Genomic DNA, 20,406 nt, shown 5'->3' with positions numbered 1-20,406 from the left:
CACCGTAGTAAAAAGGGTTACAACAATATTGAGCCCTGATCCTAAGTATTTTCTTAAAGTTTCTACTTAATTTCATTCCTTAAGAGTTTCTTAAGTTTCGCGTTTTATTTTGTTGATAACCAATCAAACAAAGGAAGCGCTCATGAAACACCATGCACAAATTTCTGTAGATGGCTTTACTTTAGACATCGTCTATCCAATGCATCCGCTTTGGAGCCAAGTTATCGAGCATGTTTCTCAGCGTTATCAAGAAGCATTCTTTGCCGAGCTCAAACAGTTTATGCCGGCGTATTTAACCCTCATTGACGGCGGTCAAATTATTTCCGTATGCGGCTTTCGCATCGCCGAAGATGAACCTTTGTTCCTTGAACAGTATTTAGAAGACGACGCCCAAAAGCTGGTTTCTAACGTATTTAACTGCGACGTAAAACGTTCGAACTTAGTGGAGTTTGGTCACTTGGCATCTTTCGCTAAGGGCATGTCATCTCTGCACTTCTACCTGATCGCAGAAATGCTGGTCAATCTCGGTTTTGAATGGTGCATCTTCACCGCAACAGACCCTCTTCACGCCATGATGGCGCGCCTAGGATTGGAGCCTCATATCATCGCGCAGGCCGATCAAAATAAAGTCCCCGATGCCGAGTCCACTTGGGGGGCGTACTACGAGCATCAACCGCGTGTGTTAGCTGGCAATTTGCAAAAAGGACTCGAACGCCTTCGATTAGTCCAAGAAAAAAAACGTAAACAAGCCTAGATAGAAAAGTAAACGTCGTTAAAACCGCAAACACAACCAGAACAACTTGGTTAAAAACCACGCCAGAATATAGGTGACGTATGAATATTCTCCTCGATGCCATTACAAAATGGGCAAAAACGACACCAGTTCGAGTAGCACTTGTCGGCTACGAAGCGAATCAAGCGGTTGAACTGACTTACTCTGAATTGTTAAACAAGATCGAACTCGTTGCCGCCGAGCTTATTGCACAGAACATCAAAGCACTCGCGCTACGCGCAGAAAACAGCATCAATTGGGCCATTGTTGATTTGGCGGCGATGGCGGCAGACATAGTCGTCGTACCTATTCCGACTTTTTTCTCTGATGCACAAGTTGAACACACATTAGAGCAATCAGGCGTCGATGCTTTAGTCGGCGATTGGCAAGCATGGTTGGCTTCTCATCCTAAGCAAAGCTTTAACCAGCAAGACCATTCGTTTTCCATTGCAAATTTGCCTTTGCTGCATCGTAACCAGTTGGGAGATGAAGATACACAGGTAGCTTATCTACCAGAAACCGGAAAAATCACATTTACGTCGGGCTCGACTGGTCAGCCTAAAGGCGTGTGTTTAAGCAATGATCATTTGTGTTTGGTGGCGAAATCGCTCGCCGACGCAGTAAACGGCACGGCGCACTCACACTTAGTGCTGCTTCCGTTATCGACGCTTCTCGAGAACATAACCGGCGTTTATGTTCCACTCATGTTGGGCGTGACGTCATCTATTTTACCCGGAGAGCAAACTGGCTTACTCGGTTCAAGCCAATTCGAACCGGGTTTGTTTGCGCAAGTATTAGCTACCATCAAGCCAGAAAGCTTAGTACTAACACCTGCTTTATTGCTTGCGCTCATTCATATCGCGAAACAGCAGCCCTCTCTTGCGGATTCTCTAAATTTTGTTGCTGTTGGCGGCGCAAGAGTGTCGTCGCAACTGATTAACACCGCGCATGCGCTGAACATCCCTGCGTTTGAAGGTTATGGCTTGTCTGAATGTGGCTCCGTCGTTTGTTTGAATACACCAGCCGCATTTAAAGCAGGAACGTGTGGCAAACCGCTTCCGCACACTCAGATTCGTATCGCGGAAGATGGTGAACTGCTCGTCAAAGGCAACGTTGCTCTTGGCTATTTGAATGAGCCGTTTACTCAAGAATGGTTAGCGACTGGCGACTTAGCCCAAATTGACGCGCAAGGTTTTGTCACTCTCTCGGGGCGCAAGAAGAACCTTATCGTCACCGCGTATGGCAGAAATGTCTCACCGGAATGGATTGAATCAGAAGCGTTGGCGTTTTTGCCGATGACGCCACTGATCGTTACAGGCGATAGCCAACAAACATTATGCGCTGTCATTGCCAATAGCGAAGACGTCGAAGCAAAGGTTCATGCATTAAACCGAACCCTACCCGATTACGCTCAAATCCGAACCTTATTGCTGTTTGACAACCCCCGAACCATCTCTGGTTGGTACACGGATAACGGCAAGCTCAAACGAAATCAAATCGAACATGATGTGGCTCAGTTATTAGCGAGCACAACGCCTGAATTAACGCTGCAAGCGCAAAAGATCCAACGCATCGATTTGCCCTTCCAGCAACACATTACGTCTTTCCAAACTGCATCTTAGTTAACGGCTTCTTAAGGAGAAGGTTATGACTTTATTTTTCGAACAACTCAAACAAAGCACTACCGCTGCTCAACAAGCAATGTTAACTGCGCCAGTCATCGCAGACGTTCAACAAGGCAACATTTCCAAAGATATGTATATCGCCTTTCTAACCCAAGCTTACCATCACGTTAAGCACACTGTTCCCTTGCTGATGGCGTGTGGAGGCCGACTATCTGGCGAATACGAATGGGTACGAGATGCCATTGCCGAGTACATCGAGGAAGAGAAAGGCCATCAAGAATGGATTTTAAATGACATCAAAGCGTGCGGCGGCGATGCCGAAGCAGTGCGCAATAACAAAGATGTAGGTCAAGTAGGTGCACCGATTGAACTGATGGTTTCCTACCTTTACCACAACATTGACCGCCACAACCCACTCGCGCTGTTTGGCATGGTGTGGGTATTAGAAGGCACCAGCGTCGGCATTGGTGGCCAAATGGCTGAAAAAATCCAGTCAACGCTAAGCCTACCGCCTTCTGCAATGACTTACCTAGTTTCACACAGCGTGTTAGACCAAGATCATCTGCAATTTTTTGAATCACTGATGAACAAAATCACCAAAGTGGAAGATCAACAAGTCATCATCGACTCCGCAAAAATGGTGTTCGCATTGTACGGACAAATGCTGCGTTCTTTGCCTTCTTTCTCAACCCAACAAGCGGCGTGAGGTGAAGCATGATCATTAACAACAGCACCATTCTCCTGACAGGCGCAACGGGCGGAATTGGGCAAGCCATCGCGCAAGAGTTAGCAAAACGCGGTGCCAGCCTCATTCTTGTTGGGCGAAACGAAGAGAGCTTGCAAACACTACAGCGTGAACTGTCGAATCCAGAGCGCCATAACCTAGTCGTTGCAGACATCACCTCATCAGAAGGATTAACAGCGATTAAAGATCGAGCGCGCCAACATCAAAAAGTGGACGCACTAATTAACAATGCGGGCAGCAACGATTTCTCGTTGTTAAGCCACAAACGACCAACGCAGATTGCAGACGATATCCAACTCAATCTCGTTGCGCCGATGCTGCTGTGCCAATCGGCGTTGACGTGGTTAAAACAGCCTGGGGTAATTCTCAATATTGGTTCCACATTCGGCTCAATTGGCTACCCTGGCTATACCTCCTATTGCGCGGCAAAAGCGGGGTTGCACCGTTTTACCGAATCGCTCGACAGAGAACTGTTCGCAACCGGAATCCGTGCGCTGTATTTGGCACCAAGAGCGACAGAAACCTCACTCAATAGCGATGCCGTCAATGAAATGAATCGACAGCTAGGTAACAAAACGGACTCGCCGCAAGTTGTTGCCGATCACGTTGTCACCATGTTGGAAAAAGAAATTTCCGCGAAATGGATTGGTTGGCCAGAGAAGCTTTTTGCACGCATCAATCAACTGCTTCCAAGCACGGTTTCTTCTGCGATTCGTAAGCAGCAAGAAACCATTCACCAATACGTAAACCGAGTCAGTCACTGAAGAGGACATAGACGATGAAGACCAAACAACTACTTTGCGCTTTGACGATTTGTTCAACGTTAGCTTCGACCGCCGCGTTGGCAGGTAATGCTCCACTGCAACAGGTCCAAAAGAAATGGGCGGAATGTCAGTACAGTACGCCCGATGGTGACGAAAAGGAACAATGCTTCCATCGCGCGATTGCCAAAACCAGTATTTATCTCGACAGAGAACCGGGTAATCCCGAACTCACCGTTTGGCTGGCAATCAACAAAGCATCGCTGGCTGGTGCTCAAGGTGGCTTAGGTGCACTATCACTCGCCAAAGAAGCCAAATCTTTACTCGAAGGGGTAATCGCAACTTCACCGCAAGCGCTTGATGGATCTGCATACACCAGTTTAGGTTCTCTGTATTACAAAGTTCCGGGGTGGCCAATTGGCTTTGGTGATGACGATAAAGCCGAAGAAATGTTGAAAAAAGCGTTAGAGATCAATCCAAAAGGCATCGATCCGAACTATTTTTATGGAGACTTCCTTGCAGAAGAAGGTCGAGACAAGGAAGCGAAAGTGTATTTGACTCGCGCAATGCAGGCGTCACCTCGCCCTGACCGACCTTTGGCTGATAAAGGTCGAAAACTGGAAATTGAAGCGACTCTTGGGAGTTTGAAATAATCCATGCGCTTATTACTCGTAGAAGATGACAAACTACTCGGTCAATCCATGGTGACTTCATTAAGTCGCCATGGGTACACCGTGGATTGGGTTGAAAAAGGCTCTGGCGTGACTAGCGCACTCAAAACAGAAGCGTTCACCGCCGTAATATTGGATCTCACTCTCCCCGATATCGATGGATTGGAAGTTCTGCGTAATATTCGCAAAGGCGGATTTAAGCTCCCAGTGATTATACTTACCGCCCGAGACGACATTCGCGATCGCGTTCAAGGCCTTGATGGCGGCGCAGATGATTACCTCGGAAAACCGTTTGCACTCGAAGAGTTGCTCGCTCGCTTACGTGTGTTGATTCGCCGTCAATCCGGTAGTGCAGAAGAAATCATTCAAGTTGGGCAGTTATCTTTATCCTTATCGGAACAAAGCATTCGCTACGATGACGCACCGCTTAAACTCACACGCAATGAATTTAAAATCCTCACCAGTTTGATGACGAACGCCGGACGCGTGCAAAGTAAGGAGCAATTGCAACAATCACTGCACGGCTGGGATGAAGGTTCAAGCGACAACGCTATCGAAGTTCATATTCACAATTTGCGTAAAAAAGCGCCCAAAGTAGTCATTAAAAATATTCGCGGTGTGGGGTACATTCTTGAAAGATAAGAAATCGTACTCGATCAAACGTCAGTTAACTCTATCAGTAGGCGTGTTGGTAAGTGTTCTCTTACTCATCTCACTTTATTTCAGTTTCCAATCTGCGAAGCACGAGGTCGAAGAAGTTTATGACGCTAGGCTTGGACAATCCGCAAAATTAATGTTGCTGACGCTCTCAATTTCAACGGAAGAGAGGACTCTCGCTAACCATCGAGAATTATTTAATGAGTGGATGGAAAACATTGAGTCAATATCAAAGTCTGACGATGACAATGTCACAACGTTCGGCCACCCTTATGAACAAAACTTGGTTTTTCAATTCTATCGAGACAACACACTGCTCTGGAGCTCTGATCAAACCTTACACGCACTCTCTACGTCCTTTGATAATAACGGCTACGCTGATATCGTAAAAGACGGTACACAATGGCGTACATTTCAGATTTCACTGCCACAAACAAAACATGATAATGAATACGTCGTGGTTGCAGAAAAATACAAGATACGTAAAGAGATCATCCACGAAATTGCCCTATCCACATCAATAGAACAATTGCTGATACTACCAACTTTGTTGCTTTTGCTGTTTTGGTTGATCGATAAACATTTCCGACCGATTAACGACCTGCGCACCGCCATCACACAAAGAAACGTACACCGATTAGATCGCATTCATGTAAAAGACAACACCGTTGAACTCGCACCACTTGTCGATTCGCTCAACTCTCTCCTCTCTGAACTAGAGTTAGCCTGGCAAAGAGAGAAACGCTTTACACGTGCTGCAGCGCATGAACTAAAAACCCCACTAACAATCCTTCGTCTTAACGTAGAAAATGCACTTGAAAGTAATGAGCCGGAGCAACTGAGAGGAGATTTACACAACATTCTGCAAGGCATTGAACGCACTGACCGCCTTATCCATCAGCTACTGACTTTAGCTAAAGTAGATTGCTTATCAGAACGTGTATTCGACACCGTTGAGCTAACCCCTTTGTTGCAAACCGTTGTTGCTGATTTGGCACCGTTAGCATTGAAGCATAAGCAAGACATCAGTTTATCATCTTCCAACATCGCTATATCCGGTGATCGAATGTTGTTAGAGGTGTTATTTCGTAACCTCGTCGATAATGCGATTCGTTACTCCGGCGAGCACAGTGACATACAAGTCAGCGTCACAGAGAACAATAATACAATCAAAGTCTTAATTTCCGATACTGGTCCAGAAATCCCGAAAGAAACTCGTGAAAGAATCTTCGAACAGTTTTATCGGGGTCATTCCGGACATGGCGACGGTGCGGGTTTAGGGATGTCAATTTGCAAAGACATTACAGCACTACACCGTGCAACACTTGAGCTCATTCCCAGAGAAAATAGTAGGAATACGTTTGTCGTCACTTTCCCAAAGTGCTAACAAAAGCGATACAGACCATAACCTGTTTAATTTATGTTCCAGCCGAACATGAGCTTCATTCCACACTTACATAGACATACCAACACTTACACTACTCGACCATAAACCCACATTATAATTCACGTTTATTTCACGCTTGCTTTGTTAAAAACAACACAACATAACAATTAAACTATTCGAATAAATATGAAAAACTTATCTAAGGGCTCTGTGTGGGGGCCTTTGCAGCCAATTGCTGCTTTTTCTTTGTTTTCACTTATATTTTTGTCTATCTCACGCGTTTTGCTCGCCTTTTGGCAACTTGATCGAATTGACTCTTTCAACGACTTAATTTACATCCTAGGCCAAGGCTTACGCGTAGACATTGCAACACTGTGCTGGTTATTCATCCTCCCTGCACTGCTTTCAGCCCTAATGCCATTAAACGGCAAGATTGGGCAATACTGGAAATGGATATTGCGCATATGGATGGTTTTAGGGCTTTGGATTCTCGTATATATGGAACTGGCAACGGCACCATTCATTCAAGAATATGACCTACGCCCAAACCGTCTGTTTGTGGAATACCTTATCTATCCGAAAGAGGTCATGAGCATGCTTTGGACTGGCTATAAGCTAGAGCTGTTTATTGGCGCGTTAGGCACGGCATTAACTCTAGTTTTGGGTTGGAAGTGGAGCAAAAAACTGACCGACAATGCACAGCAGATCAAATGGAAGTGGCGCCCACTATTAGCCATTTTTGTTGTACTTCTTGGTGTTGCAGGCGCACGCTCGTCTTTAGGCCACCGCCCACTAAACCCTGCCATGGTGGCATTTTCTAACGATCCACTGCTTAACGACTTAGCATTAAACTCATCTTACTCACTGCTGTTTGCTGTCAACAGCATGAAGTCAGAAAAAAGCGCAGAGCAGTTCTACGGCAAGATGGATAATCAAAAGATGCTGGAGCTAGTTCGCGCTTCGTCAAAAAAGTCCGACTTTGATCCAACATTGCTTCCAACCATGAACAGTAACCCCGCGACTTACCATGGTAAACGTAAGAACTTAGTGATCTTGCTACAAGAGAGCTTAGGAGCACAATTTGTGGGTTCTTTGGGTGGTCTGCCTCTTACGCCAAACCTAGATGAACTCATGGCTGAAGGTTGGCAGTTCACGCAAATGTACGCAACGGGTACTCGTTCTGTTCGTGGTATCGAAGCTGTAACCACGGGTTTTCCACCATCCCCTTCTCGCGCAGTGGTGAAACTAAGCAAAAGCCAAACAGGCTTCTTTACCATCGCAGACTTACTCAAAGCACAAGGCTATCACACGCAATTTATTTATGGCGGTGAAGCAAACTTCGATAACATGAAAACCTTCTTCTTCGGTAATGGTTTTGATCAAATCGTCGAAGAAGATAATTACAATAACCCAAGCTTTGTTGGCTCTTGGGGGGTCAGTGATGAAGACTTATACAACAAAGCAGACGAAGAGTTTGAACGCCTTTCAAAAAGCGACAAACCTTTTTTCAGCTTAGTTTTTACGTCAAGTAATCACAGTCCTTATGAGTATCCGAAAGGTAAAATTGAGCCATACGATTCCGAATACATGACGCGTAACAACGCGGTGAAATATTCAGATTACGCTTTGGGTACGTTCTTTGAAAAGGTGAAAAACTCATCCTACTGGGATGATACTATTTTCATTGTCATTGCAGACCACGATGCCCGCGTGTCTGGCGCTAACTTGGTTCCAGTTAAGCACTTCCACATTCCTGCATTGATCATTGGTAAAGACATTCAACCACGTAAAGATGACCGTATCGCAAACAACATAGATATGCCGCCTACGCTGTTGTCTCTTATTGGCGTAGACGCCAAAACGCCGATGATTGGTCGTGATTTAACGAAACCACTGGCTCGCGAAGATGAACGCGCAATGATGCAATACGACAAAAACTTTGGTTATTTAACGCGTGACAACCTAGTTGTGCTTTCTCCTGGTGAAAAAGTATCGACCCTGGCGTACGACTTTGAAAGCCAAACCATGAAACCGCTAGAAGTCGATGAATCCGTTATTGAACGCGCAAAAGCAAACGCATTGTTTGCATCTAAGGCGTATCAAAACAACTGGTACGCTTCGAAACGTACCAACTAATATCCGCTGATTCAGTTAAAAGGGAGCCAACTGGCTCCTTTTCTTTATTCTGTAAGACTCTTCACTCTTAGAGTACATGGAGGAACGCACACTTTGTATCTAGAAAATCATAGTTCATATGTAGAGAATGAACTTTTCAGGATTGTGTTCGATAAATAAGGCCAACACGTAAACAACGAGGCTTGTTGATATCAAGCCAAACAGAAAACTGACCCGAAATACCATCGTTGTTATCGTGATAAAACCATAGGCAAATACACCACTATTAATCATAGCGTACAAATTATCCAGACCAAAACTTGGTAAGGGTGCGCTAATAAATAGGAGTGAAAACATCATAATATTTGAAATTTTTTAACCCAACTTGGTTTTTGTAGATAAAAACCCGAAATAGAAAAGGACAACAACAGCAATGGCACCAACCCATAATAAGTAAATTTGTAATATGGCGTAATCCAATCTGAACTCTGGTTTAAGAATAGTATTATGCAAGTAACAATGGTCGATGATAACGCTAAAGAAAAACACTTTGTTCCTTTGTAAGGTTTGTCTTCAAAGTTAAATAAACTAAAAATTCCCACTGCAATACCAAGAACAACCCATGCAAATGTCACTAGCTGTAAAAATGCGATCTCTTCGCGGATGGCAAAAAAGCCAAAGTAAATAGCATGATAAAAAGACCAAACCATACCAATTGGTAAACCCAAGGAGAGTTTTTCTAGGAGAATTTCTGACTGCTCTTCGTAATGAATAGTCCACCATACTAGTGCGACATAAGCGAGCAACACACCAAAAATGACAACATATTGCGCTTCTGAGATACTGATAATCATTGGAACTAAGGCTAGGGTTAAGCCAATGATAACAAATAGAATCTGGTAACAAATCGCGGGTAATGTGCAAATAAGTCGCCAAAATACCCTACCGATATCTTGAAGAAGTTCGTAGGTTTGAGCGATAAAATAAGCAACAGCAGCGATAAGAAGCAACACTCCACATAGTTTCATCAGGTTAACTAAGTTAAATAGTTTCACCCAGTCACTGCTTTCTTCGGCTTGCTTCAGCTCTTTTTGAGCGTCATCAATGTGAGCGAGTTTCAATAAGGCATTTTTTCTGTCTTCATTTTCGAGAAAGTGTCCAAACTCTTGGTTTGCTTCACTCTCCGTTATCACTCCATTTTTGTAAAGAAGATAGATAGTTGAAAGGCTCACTCTTTCTATTTCTGTAAGATCACGAATTTTTTCTTTATTATTAATTTCATTGATAGTTAAAATTTGACTTTCTTTCTTTTCTATATTTTTTGCTGAAATACTTAATGAACATGTAACACAAAAAATAATAATTAACAGTGAACTAATCGTTTTACACATATGAACGGAATTGCTTTTGACAAGGAAATGTCGAGAAGATAAATGGAATCAAATACAAAGCAAACGATATGTTCATATGCTCGATCCTGAGCCAATAAAATTGAAAGTGATACTTCTCACTATTTCAAACAAGGTACTTTAACTTGGTCTACTGACAAAGCCTGTCTTACCCTTCCGTTAGATTCAACCTCATACTTCTAGTAAATTGAGAAACAGACCATGCTAACTATCAATTCATTCGTCCTCTATGTTGAGGACATCCACGTAAGCCAAGCTTTTTACTCGAAACTGTTTGATTATGAGGTCACGTTTTTGTCTCCAACATTTGCTTCTATGCCACTCGCAAATGGCTTAAAACTGACACTCAAGCAAAGTGATGTTCTTTCCCCTTCCAGCGACATCAAAGGTGGTGGCACCGAGTTATCATTTGCAGTGCGCAACCGCCATACGTTAGAGCACGTTTACAACAGTTGGAAAAACATGGGCGTTGAGTTTGCTCAACCACCAATGACTTCGGTGTATGGCTTAAATTTTGTGGCTACCGATCCGGATAAACATCGCATTCGCGTTTTCATTAGTGAATAAAAATGCGTTAAAAATGCTTTTTACCCATTCCCAATGTGACTTCAATAAATTAGACTCAGGGAAACATCAAAAGCTGCGTTGTATATAAGAAGGAATGCCCATGAGCTCAAGTATGATCCTTAGCGAATCTCTAATCGAGAGTGGAAGAGATATCCCCCTCAAAGAACTGCTTTACGCAAAGCGCGTGCTGGATAACTACATGGCGGTAGCAAAAGAGAGCAGCCCACTTGAGCTGTTGACAGAAATGAAATCGGCAGCAAAGCAAGTGGAATACTTTACCACTACGAGTAACCCGTGTGAGGCTCGTAATGTCATCAGTCAGATGATTGATAAAATCGACACCGCGGAATCTTTTGAGTCGTTCAAGGCTTTAGCAGGCAAGCCCTCACTAGCTCTCAATGAGCTGATTGAAGATCGCGCCCAACTGATTAAACATGAGCGAGAATTGCTGCTTGCTTCAGGCTATGACGCCTCGCGTATCTAAGAATAAACGTTAGCTCCCGAGTTTAAAGCTAGCAACGAAAAAGGAGCTCTTAAAGAGCTCCTTTTACTTTCCAAAATCAGGTATAAAAGATCTAGAGGCCGATATCTTCAGTTATTGCTTTGATTTGCTTGAGATCCATTTTATAAACTTCAATCATTTGATCGACCTGACTTAGTCGTGAATTGGCTTCATCGTGTTTATCACACGCGTCCGATTTCACGTCCCAAGATTTACCTTCCAAAAATACATCACACTCTTTTTTGAGTTTCTCGATCTTAGGCAATAGTTTCGCCCTTTCTTTCTCTAGAGACTCCAATTCTTGCGAAATTTTCAGCTCTTTTTGAAACACCTCGCGCGATCGTTCAAAGATAGTCGCTTGCATATCCGCTTGACGACTCAGCTTCTCATTTTCTGATTTTGTCGTATTGATCTTATCTGCCTGTTGTTTCAATTGAGACTCTAGCGACAGGTTAACTTTCTCGACCTCAGTCAATTGCTTTTGTAACTTCTTAAGCGCTTTCTCGTGCGCTTCATCTTTCGCAGCGAGCAGTTCAGTGACTTTCTCTTGTATTTCTTGGTCGAGCGCTTCTTCGCGCACTTTTACTTGAGACACCAACTGCGTTTTATCTTGCGTCAACGCTTGGTATTTTTCTTCTAGCACATGATAAGTCGATTCCCACTTGTTCGCAGTGACAATCGAACCAACAAGGCCACCAAATGCCAAGCCTAATACCGCAGCAATCGCGATATAGATATGAGTACGTTTGTCACGCTCTTCAATGACAACAACGTCGTCTTGTTCTTCCATCTTGTTCTGAGAACTCACCGTATACTACTCCAAGGACTCTTTTACTTTGCTAGCGGATCAATTCCGCAAACATAATCGATGCTGTATAAATCAGAAAGGCGCCAATTAATGTTATAACGGTCGCTTTTTGGACTTTTTCATTGGTTCGATAACGAAACAGCACAAATGCTACTGCAATCAACACCGCAATGGCTAATAATCTGGTCATACCGCCTCCTTGTCCACTTATGAAAAACTGCCTAGGTCCATAGACGGTTTCACAAAGATTTATTGTAACTCATTTATACGCCCCATAAGGTCAACTTAGCGTAGATTTTAAAATAAGTGCTTCGATTTTAATCAAATTTGTGTTCTCAATTGAATAACTTATGCCGTAATAATCGAAACACATTTATCGTTCTGAAGTGTGTTCTTGGTTCTATTCCCTAGCCCAATAAGTTTTGTTTTTGCAGTTACTCACACAAAAAACTTGGGTAAACATAGCTTCGTGAAAATTAAGTGGGGTTATTTCGTTGAAAATAAATTGACATAGGGTGTTGAAATGGACCAAAAACATGATAGAGTTCACACGTTAATGATGACCAGCATCATTAACTAACCTTTACTCATTTAATTGAGTAATTGTTCCGATGAAGACTGCAGGAGAGTGGTTATTAATCAAATTTTAACATTTGATTAGCATAACTCGCCGAAGAATTAACTATTTCAGGTGCTACCTAGGTAGCGGGGACTGTAGTTGGAGGAACCTCTGGAGATTTAAATTTCTAGAGTTACCTATCTGATATTATTAACTTTCTTAGATGTTACCCACATTTTGGGGTACATTTAAATGAGACATCTCACCAAACGAAACAACACCTTTTACTATCAGAGGCGAATCCCCTCCCACCTTCAACATCACTATCAAAATGCTAAAGTTGTACGGTTTTCTCTTCATACAACCAACCCTCGTGAGGCTGTAATACTAGCAACGAAACATACTGCAAATTACGATAGAGAATTCTTTCAACTCCAATACATAACATTGTCACAGACTCCTGTTGTAACTAATCAATTTATAGCCGAACGACCCCAAGTTAAGCTTCAGCAGCAAGCAAAGAAGAAAGAGCCGAAACTCTCAGAATGCATAGAATTATTTCTGACAGCTAAAACAGTAGATAGGGTATCTCCAAAAGCCCTAGCTCGGTATCGGTCTAGACTTGAACTACTACTACGCATTGTTAAAGATAAAGGGATTAACTCATTCACCCGTGATGATGCCTTATCATTTAAACACCAACTTGTGCAGCTACCGCCCAATATCAACAACAACCCACGTTACAAAGGGAAACCGATTAAACAAATTATTGCTTTTGGTGATAAACCTATCGGTATTCATACGATTAACGACACGTTGAAGGTGGTTAGCGGTTTCTTTGACTGGTTGGTTTTGAATGAAAAATCAGATAAAAACCCGTTTACTAAGTTGCAAGTACGTAAAGAAATCAAAGCAAGTGAAGAAAGGAAAGTTTTCACACGTTCAGACATTAAAAAGTTATTCACTATAGAACCATACAAAACGACCCCCAAAGAAGCTTGGCACTATTGGATACCACTACTAGGTTTGTACACGGGAGCTAGAATTAATGAGTTGTGTCAATTATATACCGACAACATCAAGCAAATAGATGGAGTTTGGTGTATCTCCATCAATGCAGATAGACCGGATCAAAAGCTCAAAACCAAAGCTGCATTTAGGAATATCCCGATACACAGTAAACTAATTAAGTTAGGGTTTATCGACTACGTTAAAAGCTTACCTTTAGGGCTAGTGTTCCCTACTCTCAAATACTTACCAGAAGATGGTTACGGTAAGTACCCTTCTAAGTGGTTCAGTATTCAGCGTGATAAAGTTCTAAACAAGAATGAACGTTACAAAAAGACATTCCACTCTTTCCGACACACTGTAGCCAATGAGTTCAAACAGTTGGGTGTTGAATATAGTCCAGCTTCTTACCTGTTGGGTCATACAGATGAAACAATGACATATGGTCGTTACGGTAAGGACTACAAGCCTAGGTTGTTACAGGAAGTAATAGAGAGGTTAGATTTTGAATTCAAGTAGGACTACAGGCGGCAACGTGGCCGCCTTATTTACCTTTCAAGTTCGCACCTCTCAACGTTTGCCAGTGTACAAAGTCATGTTCGTTGTTAACTCTTACAAAGGGGTAAGGCGCAGCAAAATAGACTAACTGATTACAGCTAGTACAAAGGTGTGGTATCTGATTGTGTCTCGTTATCGGGTGGTCTTGCGATACACGATAAAAACCTTCACCACATTCACAACGGTACTCTACGAGCAATGCAGATTTTAACTGTCGTGTACAATGGCTCTCAGTAAGTTTCATATTGACGCCCTAACATCTAAAGTAATGCAAGAATACACTATAACTGTACATTTATACAGTATTGTGGAATTTTTCCATAAGTGCAATTTCTACACTTTTTGAACTAGTGCAATCTTACTTTAAGGTTAAGGTACTAAAATATGTAACTAGATGAACATGATCTAGGGTGTGTTGATGGCATTGATAACGTGTACAGAGTGTGGAAAGGAATACAGCGATAAGGCAAGCGCATGTATAAACTGTGGTTGTCCAACGGAAGTTAATGTTTCACCACCTCAACAAGAACCTGAACAAATAGAAGAAGAAAGCAATTTAGCAAGTAATTCTTATGAGCTTACACCGCTTCCACATCAGGAAGACCGGAACAGCCTTGAAAGTACCGAAGAAGAAGAAGAACCAACCAAGGAAGCTAAGGCTAGGTCAGTATTCGTATTAGTTTCAATAGTATTAGTCGCTATGACCATTGGGATAAGTAATCTGGAAAACAGTAGGGTAAGAAAAAACGCTGATCAAGCAAATACCTTTACTCACCCTCTCCTCGAATCAGGAGCTAGAGTACCAGAAGGTATTAAAGAAAACCCTGAAGCAATAAATCAACTTGTTAAAATCATTGGTTTGTACGGGTACAAATGCAACAGCGTATCGGGGATTGTAGAAATGTCATTTACAAGAGGGTTTTCCGTGTGGTGTAACAACCACAACTACGCCTATCACATTAAGGATAAAGGCGGTAACTGGGTGGTGACACTTCAATGATTCTCATGTTTAGGTACTTCACTAAAATTTTTGCATGATATTAAAAACAGGATCTCAACCAATATATGATATGAAACCTTATGTTATCATGTCTTCAGTTTAACTTATTAATTAGGTGTTGATATGGGTGGCGTTAGCGTTTGGCAATTACTCATTATTTTAGTTTTACTACCGCTGGCTTTTCTTCCAACGATTATTTCTATCAGAAAAAATCACCCTTACAAAATTCCCATAATCCTTATTAACGTATTAGGCGGATTATTCTGGGGTGTTGGGTGGCTAGTCGCCCTAATCTGGTGCTTCATAGTCCCTGAGAAGAAAACCAATATATCGGGTAGTATCGCTGATGAGATTGAAAAGCTACATTCACTGAAAGAAAAAGGTGTTATCTCTGAAGATGAGTTCAATTCAAAAAAAAGTGAATTAATGCAATAGGTACACACTCAAATATCAGGTAACAACGTTACTTACAGCGCAAAAAGGAGCAATTAAGCTCCTTTTTAATTATGCCAAGTGTGACTTCAATTACTGTCTCCAAAACCCATTATGATCTCACAGCCAACAACCTTTTCTTTGTTGTAGAGCTTCACAGCATCATTGAACGCTTGTGTGAGTTCTTCTTGTGTTGGTGGCGAAAAAGGTAAGCCTGTATTTTCAACAAATTGCTGTAGTACAAAAATCAAATGATTGAACCCACCAGTTTTTAGAACGCTAAACAGTGTTTCATGCTCAGTCAGAATAAATCCAAACAAAGCTTCTGAAGTATCGGTAGAGGTGAGGCTGATTAATGGACAGTACACCCCTTTCTCTTGGATCTCTTCTTCACTGTAACCAAGGTGTGTTAAGTATCTGTATAACAGTGAGATGTGCTCACCAATAAGTCGAATTTGCATAGTACACCTCTCGATTAAAGTTTAGGGAGAAGAGAAGATTTACTATCTTTTGGTGCTGCCTTCTCTGCTTCTTTGACAGCTTCAAGAGCTAAGACAATCTGCTCACTGTCTTTGATAGATTTTTCTAAATCTGTAACCAGTGATAAGGCCATCTGAACGGCTTTCAATTGGACTCCCGAAATATCCTTGTTCTTACCTGTGGCAGCGTCGAGGATAACCTTTGTGAGCTTTGGGAATGCTTTCGTGAGATCGCCTAGGCTTTTATTTTTCTGCGTAATCAGGTCTAGGATTTGATCTAGTTGATTGTCAAGAATTCGCTGGTTTGTATTTTTTGGTTGAACTGGGATGTTCACTGTTACGGCTGACATTGTGTTGTTTCCTTATTTTTATAGGAGGTTGGCTTTTGTGTATAGTTCATGAGCTTCGAGTTTTAGTAACTTCACTGTGTCTTTGAATCGACTAGAAATCTTATAAACGGTTGTTAGTGTCGGGGATGAGTTGTGTACGGCTGGCTGAAGCTCTACCACTTGCTTAGGAGTTAGGTTCAAACCTAATAACCAGACTGTGATTACCGTACTCTCTGCGATCCGTGGTGTATCACCTATCAATGAGAACGTAAGAGTTCTTAAATCTGATTGAATTAATTCTGCAAGGCGTTGTTTTGCTGTCATTGGGATACCTTGATGTGTTGAAATATCGTGTAAAAAGGTGTGCTGCTTACTTTTGTGTAAATACGCCAAGATTTAATACAATTTACTTATATTTCAGTGCCTTATGTAAATTTTTGGTGTACTGCTTAAAATTGGGGTATTTGGACTAGTTCGGGAAGGATAGAAATATTTCTATATGTCTAATTATACCATAAACAACATATTTATTCTCAAAAATACGCATATTTATGAAATTAAATTTGACACATAAGCATTTAAAATATTGGCTCTGGTGTAGATATGGCAAAATATCTAAATGGATAGATAAGGTAATGCTGGCAAGGTTTTGAAGTTCAAAATTGAGAGATCGACTCACTGAGCACGGCACACACGCCCAGATGTGAAAATCGTAGAAATGTAGAAATATTTATGCACCTCTCCTGCATACAAACAACACTCTATTTACCCCACCAATCACTGCCCTTTTCTGTGGACATTTTAAGAATCATTTAAGCAACAAATGATAGTGGTGATACTTGAGAATTACTCTCATTTAAACCTTGTGGTGTACGATTGTATAATAACAATTACGGACATGTCCGAAACTTAACTTTACAAACAATGTACACCACCCTATAGTCATGTACGTAACTACATAGTTTTGGACAGAGGGATTTATGACATTAGTAGGCTATGCACGAGTAAGTACACATGATCAAGATTTATCAGCACAGCTTGAAGCACTGAATAACGCAGGATGCGATAAGGTATTTCATGGTAAACAATCAGGTAAATCAGATGATAACCAGAAGCAACTAGATGCACTTGTAGATTATGTTCGAGAAGGTGACACTGTTGTATTAACAAAGCTTGATCGTATGGGTAGAAGCCTCAACGCTATTCTGTTCACTATCCAAACCTTGCAACAGAAAGGTGTTCAAGTTCGTACACTTGATGGTCAAGTAGATACTACCAGTAACAATCCAATGCAAAAGGCTATGACACAACTACTTGGGGTATTTGCAGAGCTTGAGCACTCCATAATAGTAGATAGATTGCAGACAGGTAGAGAACGTACAGGTAATAAAGGTGGACGCTCTAAGGCTCTCACAGACACTCAGATTGATGATGTTAAGAAAAAGCTTGTTGATGGTGTGAGTAAGTCAGAGCTTGCAAGAGAATACGAGGTAAGCCGTCAAACTATCATAAGAATTTCAAAGACTATCTAACCGTTCAATCTATCCCCTGTCCTATCATATAGCCGCCTATCATGGGCGGTTTTTTATTGTCTGAAATAACTCCTCAAAGCCTCTCACAACGTTTCAATCAACATTAATACAATCACACCAATTCATCGCTAAAACCTTTCTATGGACTATATACGCTCATTCTTGAGTAGTCCTACCCCCACACTCCCACATCCAGTGCACAAATCGACTTAATATCGGAGTATTTGCATTTATATTGCACAAATGGGTTATATGCATTTATTGAATTATTATTCAGCCTGAATTTATGCAATTTAATGAAAAATCGTTTCATTTATGAAAGTTTGGTCTGAATGATAGAGATCGATAACGCAGTTTGTTTAGCAAGTAATAAGAAACCTATCGTTAATAGGTGTACTACTTAATTTCACTAGTAATGACCTCTTTATCATCCACTATCGACTACTTTACAGAACCAACAACGGGTCAAGAATACGCCTAGTTACTGCACTTACATCGGCACAATCTCGGATAGATTTTACTTTTAAGGCTTCTTGATAATGTGGAAATACATGATCGTAAAAGTCATTCAAAGATGGTGCATTATTCAAATCTGTAATAACCCCATTATAAACTACGGTTTTCATCTGCTTATAAGTTTCATCCCAGTTTTTACTTCTACCACTTAGATTGGAATTAGCGATAATACTAAAAGCAGTTTCTGCGTTTTCTAGATAACTTCGATCTTCAATCGGTGAACCGATATCATTTGAATATCTGCTGATAGCAGCACATGTCAGGTTAGACGCTGTTACTCCCAAGAGCACTTGGTTTTGTTCTTCCGATAGCTCTAAGCTCGGTATAGATACCGATTCGTAATCACCACAGCCTGACATTGTCATTACTAACAACGTAGTAACGTATTTTATTTTTATCATATAAGCCTCGTTCTTAATCCGTACAGCGTATTTCACCATGTGGTCCCTTCTTACAGATTGATCCGTCCGACCCCCTCAACTTTCCATGCGTATCTTCACGCCAAGTATTACCCTTGTTATCCCTAATGATTCCGTTTGAATCAGTCTTATATATTGAGCCGTCAGAGCCTCGTATAGCTCCATGAGCGTCAACCTTATACGTTGTTCCGTCCGATGATCTAACAGTGCCTTGAGTGTCCGTCCTGTACCTTGTCTCTACTCCATTGGAGTCCTTACAACGTGTTATTCCTATCGCATCGGTTTTACAGATGGTTTCTGCTTGTCCAGTAGCCGTAAGTAAGCACATAGCAGCCAGCAATAAACGTTTCATGGTGATGTCTCAGCGTTGAACAGAGTTAAAAGTATCATGAGGTTAAGTATAGCAATGTGTTGGATTACGACACTGCGAACTCTTTGAATAACACAAGATTTATGAAAGCAACACACAGCCCCTTTAGGGGTTAGATGAACACATCACACATGGAAAGTGAAATAGCTTGTCTATGAGCTTTACAGGTGGGTTGTATCGTGAATCTTACATACACATAGATAGCGGAGCTATAAAACACATTCACTATCACAAAGTGATAAACACACAACATGTGTAAGCGGAGCTTAAAGACAACACAGGGTTTCTTTTCTTAGTGAACACAGTGAACATAGAAAACACATAAGCGTAGCGTTGTATTATTAGTGAGCAAGGCGAACACAACACAATGGAACGTAGTGCAATGGTGTTAGTTATCTTCTTATACATATTCTAATAAAGAATAAAAATCTGTTTGTGTTAGAGCGTAGCGATATTCACTTATGAACGTAGTGAGTTAGTGAACACATAAACGTAGTGTTGTTGTGTGGTCAGCGTAACGGAGTGAAGAGACGACACAGTATTATTACTATATAAAGCAGTCAATGTAAGGAGCTGGCGACTGAAAGGATTGCTTTAGTCATTATTACAGAGAACGAAGTGAACGTATTATTATTATAAGGGCAGAACTACGGACTGGTTCCGGTACGGTTCACGGACTGCTTTTTAGGATTATATGAGTAAAAGCGGTACAGTTTACGGACTGGTTCTTATTAGTATTGAAGTAAAAGCGGTCTGAAATCCGAACTCCTACCTTCCCGTGAAACTGGTTCATTCTACGGACTGGTTTACCCCTTGTAGAATTCCTACCAACACCAACAAAGACTATCAAGTACAAAGAACTTGTATCTTCAAAAGGTTGGTGGGTGTTTAAGAAAGAAGTTTGGGAAACAAAAGAGATCGATGTTTACGAAGATGAAGTGGACACATTCGTATCATCCCTAACAAACAATTGTGAAATTATTGAAATTAAATAAGGAGAAATAATACATGAACAAAGAAATGCAGATTTTTGATTACGATGGTATGAACATTGAAACGTAAACGCCCCATGAACCCACGGGGCGATCTTGCTAATGTTTGAAGTTCCAAGGCAGGAGCGCATCGATATCAGGTTCAGCTTTCGCTAATTCCTGCATGCACTTGACCATGTAGTCGTAGAGGATG

General features: G+C 41.6%; 21 protein-coding genes. 14 read left to right on the top strand and 7 right to left on the bottom strand.

What is annotated here, in order from left to right; translation table 11 throughout:
• The first annotated feature begins 142 nt into the window (after positions 1-142).
• From L3V30_RS09665 to L3V30_RS09630, 8 genes are all read left to right on the top strand, one after another.
• Positions 143-754 (top strand): thermostable hemolysin, encoded by a 612-nt coding sequence (locus L3V30_RS09665; protein WP_237308814.1) that lies wholly within the window; start codon positions 143-145, stop codon positions 752-754.
• Between the two features lie 80 nt (positions 755-834).
• Complete coding sequence (locus tag L3V30_RS09660) at positions 835-2,394, top strand: AMP-binding protein (protein ID WP_237308813.1); 1,560 nt, start codon at positions 835-837, stop codon at positions 2,392-2,394.
• A 25-nt stretch (positions 2,395-2,419) separates the two neighbouring features.
• Positions 2,420-3,103 carry an iron-containing redox enzyme family protein gene (locus L3V30_RS09655; protein ID WP_065646781.1) on the top strand — a complete coding sequence of 228 codons (684 nt, stop codon included), beginning with the start codon at positions 2,420-2,422 and terminating at the stop codon, positions 3,101-3,103.
• Between the two features lie 8 nt (positions 3,104-3,111).
• Positions 3,112-3,906 (top strand): SDR family oxidoreductase, encoded by a 795-nt coding sequence (locus L3V30_RS09650; RefSeq protein WP_104969382.1) that lies wholly within the window; start codon positions 3,112-3,114, stop codon positions 3,904-3,906.
• Between the two features lie 14 nt (positions 3,907-3,920).
• A complete protein-coding gene (locus tag L3V30_RS09645; RefSeq protein WP_225461626.1) occupies positions 3,921-4,556 on the top strand; it encodes a hypothetical protein in 636 nt (211 codons plus the stop codon).
• Positions 4,557-4,559: 3 nt separating this feature from the next.
• Entirely contained in the window at positions 4,560-5,216 is a 657-nt protein-coding gene (locus L3V30_RS09640) for a response regulator (protein WP_237308812.1), read from the top strand.
• A complete protein-coding gene (locus L3V30_RS09635) occupies positions 5,206-6,618 on the top strand; it encodes a HAMP domain-containing sensor histidine kinase (protein ID WP_225461625.1) in 1,413 nt (470 codons plus the stop codon). Before L3V30_RS09640 ends, L3V30_RS09635 begins: the two co-directional genes overlap by 11 nt.
• Before the next feature lie 186 nt (positions 6,619-6,804).
• A complete protein-coding gene (locus L3V30_RS09630; protein ID WP_237308811.1) occupies positions 6,805-8,754 on the top strand; it encodes an LTA synthase family protein in 1,950 nt (649 codons plus the stop codon).
• A 335-nt stretch (positions 8,755-9,089) separates the two neighbouring features.
• On the opposite strand, the gene L3V30_RS09625 is transcribed toward L3V30_RS09630, so the two are convergent.
• Positions 9,090-10,124 (bottom strand): MFS transporter permease, encoded by a 1,035-nt coding sequence (locus tag L3V30_RS09625; protein WP_237308810.1) that lies wholly within the window; start codon positions 10,122-10,124, stop codon positions 9,090-9,092.
• Between the two features lie 219 nt (positions 10,125-10,343).
• On the opposite strand from L3V30_RS09625, the gene L3V30_RS09620 reads away from it, so the two are divergent.
• Both L3V30_RS09620 and L3V30_RS09615 read left to right on the top strand, forming a co-directional pair.
• Positions 10,344-10,709 (top strand): VOC family protein, encoded by a 366-nt coding sequence (locus L3V30_RS09620; RefSeq protein WP_053807339.1) that lies wholly within the window; start codon positions 10,344-10,346, stop codon positions 10,707-10,709.
• A gap of 100 nt (positions 10,710-10,809) precedes the next feature.
• Positions 10,810-11,193 carry a hypothetical protein gene (locus tag L3V30_RS09615; RefSeq protein WP_005393414.1) on the top strand — a complete coding sequence of 128 codons (384 nt, stop codon included), beginning with the start codon at positions 10,810-10,812 and terminating at the stop codon, positions 11,191-11,193.
• 91 nt (positions 11,194-11,284) lie between these two features.
• Here L3V30_RS09615 and L3V30_RS09610 read toward each other — a convergent pair whose 3' ends face one another.
• Both L3V30_RS09610 and L3V30_RS09605 read right to left on the bottom strand, forming a co-directional pair.
• Positions 11,285-12,019, bottom strand: a complete 735-nt coding sequence (locus L3V30_RS09610) for a chromosome partitioning protein ParA (protein WP_237308809.1) — start codon at positions 12,017-12,019, stop codon at positions 11,285-11,287.
• Positions 12,020-12,050: 31 nt separating this feature from the next.
• Positions 12,051-12,209 (bottom strand): hypothetical protein, encoded by a 159-nt coding sequence (locus L3V30_RS09605; RefSeq protein WP_005377784.1) that lies wholly within the window; start codon positions 12,207-12,209, stop codon positions 12,051-12,053.
• 621 nt (positions 12,210-12,830) lie between these two features.
• On the opposite strand from L3V30_RS09605, the gene L3V30_RS09600 reads away from it, so the two are divergent.
• From L3V30_RS09600 to L3V30_RS09590, 3 genes are all read left to right on the top strand, one after another.
• Positions 12,831-14,105: a site-specific integrase gene (locus L3V30_RS09600; protein WP_153645998.1), complete on the top strand. Its 1,275-nt coding sequence runs from the start codon at positions 12,831-12,833 to the stop codon at positions 14,103-14,105.
• Between the two features lie 457 nt (positions 14,106-14,562).
• Entirely contained in the window at positions 14,563-15,144 is a 582-nt protein-coding gene (locus L3V30_RS09595) for a zinc ribbon domain-containing protein (RefSeq protein ID WP_237308808.1), read from the top strand.
• 123 nt (positions 15,145-15,267) lie between these two features.
• Positions 15,268-15,579: a superinfection immunity protein gene (locus L3V30_RS09590; RefSeq protein ID WP_153645782.1), complete on the top strand. Its 312-nt coding sequence runs from the start codon at positions 15,268-15,270 to the stop codon at positions 15,577-15,579.
• An 86-nt stretch (positions 15,580-15,665) separates the two neighbouring features.
• Here L3V30_RS09590 and L3V30_RS09585 read toward each other — a convergent pair whose 3' ends face one another.
• The 3 genes from L3V30_RS09585 to L3V30_RS09575 are packed head-to-tail and all read right to left on the bottom strand — an operon-like array spanning position 15,666 to position 16,708.
• Positions 15,666-16,037, bottom strand: coding sequence for a hypothetical protein (locus tag L3V30_RS09585; RefSeq protein ID WP_237308807.1), 372 nt, complete (start codon positions 16,035-16,037; stop codon positions 15,666-15,668).
• Between the two features lie 14 nt (positions 16,038-16,051).
• The gene (locus L3V30_RS09580; protein WP_237308806.1) at positions 16,052-16,405 is read right to left on the bottom strand and encodes a hypothetical protein; all 354 of its coding nucleotides are present in this window, start codon (positions 16,403-16,405) and stop codon (positions 16,052-16,054) included.
• A gap of 18 nt (positions 16,406-16,423) precedes the next feature.
• The gene (locus tag L3V30_RS09575) at positions 16,424-16,708 is read right to left on the bottom strand and encodes a hypothetical protein (protein ID WP_237308805.1); all 285 of its coding nucleotides are present in this window, start codon (positions 16,706-16,708) and stop codon (positions 16,424-16,426) included.
• 656 nt (positions 16,709-17,364) lie between these two features.
• Here L3V30_RS09575 and L3V30_RS09570 point away from each other — a divergent pair.
• Positions 17,365-17,916, top strand: a complete 552-nt coding sequence (locus tag L3V30_RS09570; RefSeq protein ID WP_237308804.1) for a recombinase family protein — start codon at positions 17,365-17,367, stop codon at positions 17,914-17,916.
• A 446-nt stretch (positions 17,917-18,362) separates the two neighbouring features.
• On the opposite strand, the gene L3V30_RS09565 is transcribed toward L3V30_RS09570, so the two are convergent.
• The gene (locus L3V30_RS09565) at positions 18,363-18,872 is read right to left on the bottom strand and encodes a hypothetical protein (RefSeq protein ID WP_052708202.1); all 510 of its coding nucleotides are present in this window, start codon (positions 18,870-18,872) and stop codon (positions 18,363-18,365) included.
• Positions 18,873-20,406 lie beyond the last annotated feature (1,534 nt).

Origin of the sequence: Vibrio sp. A1-1 (assembly GCF_021728175.1) — a bacterium.
Classification (GTDB): Bacteria; Pseudomonadota; Gammaproteobacteria; order Enterobacterales; family Vibrionaceae; genus Vibrio; species Vibrio diabolicus.
This window is presented reverse-complemented; position numbering and strand designations above follow the sequence as displayed.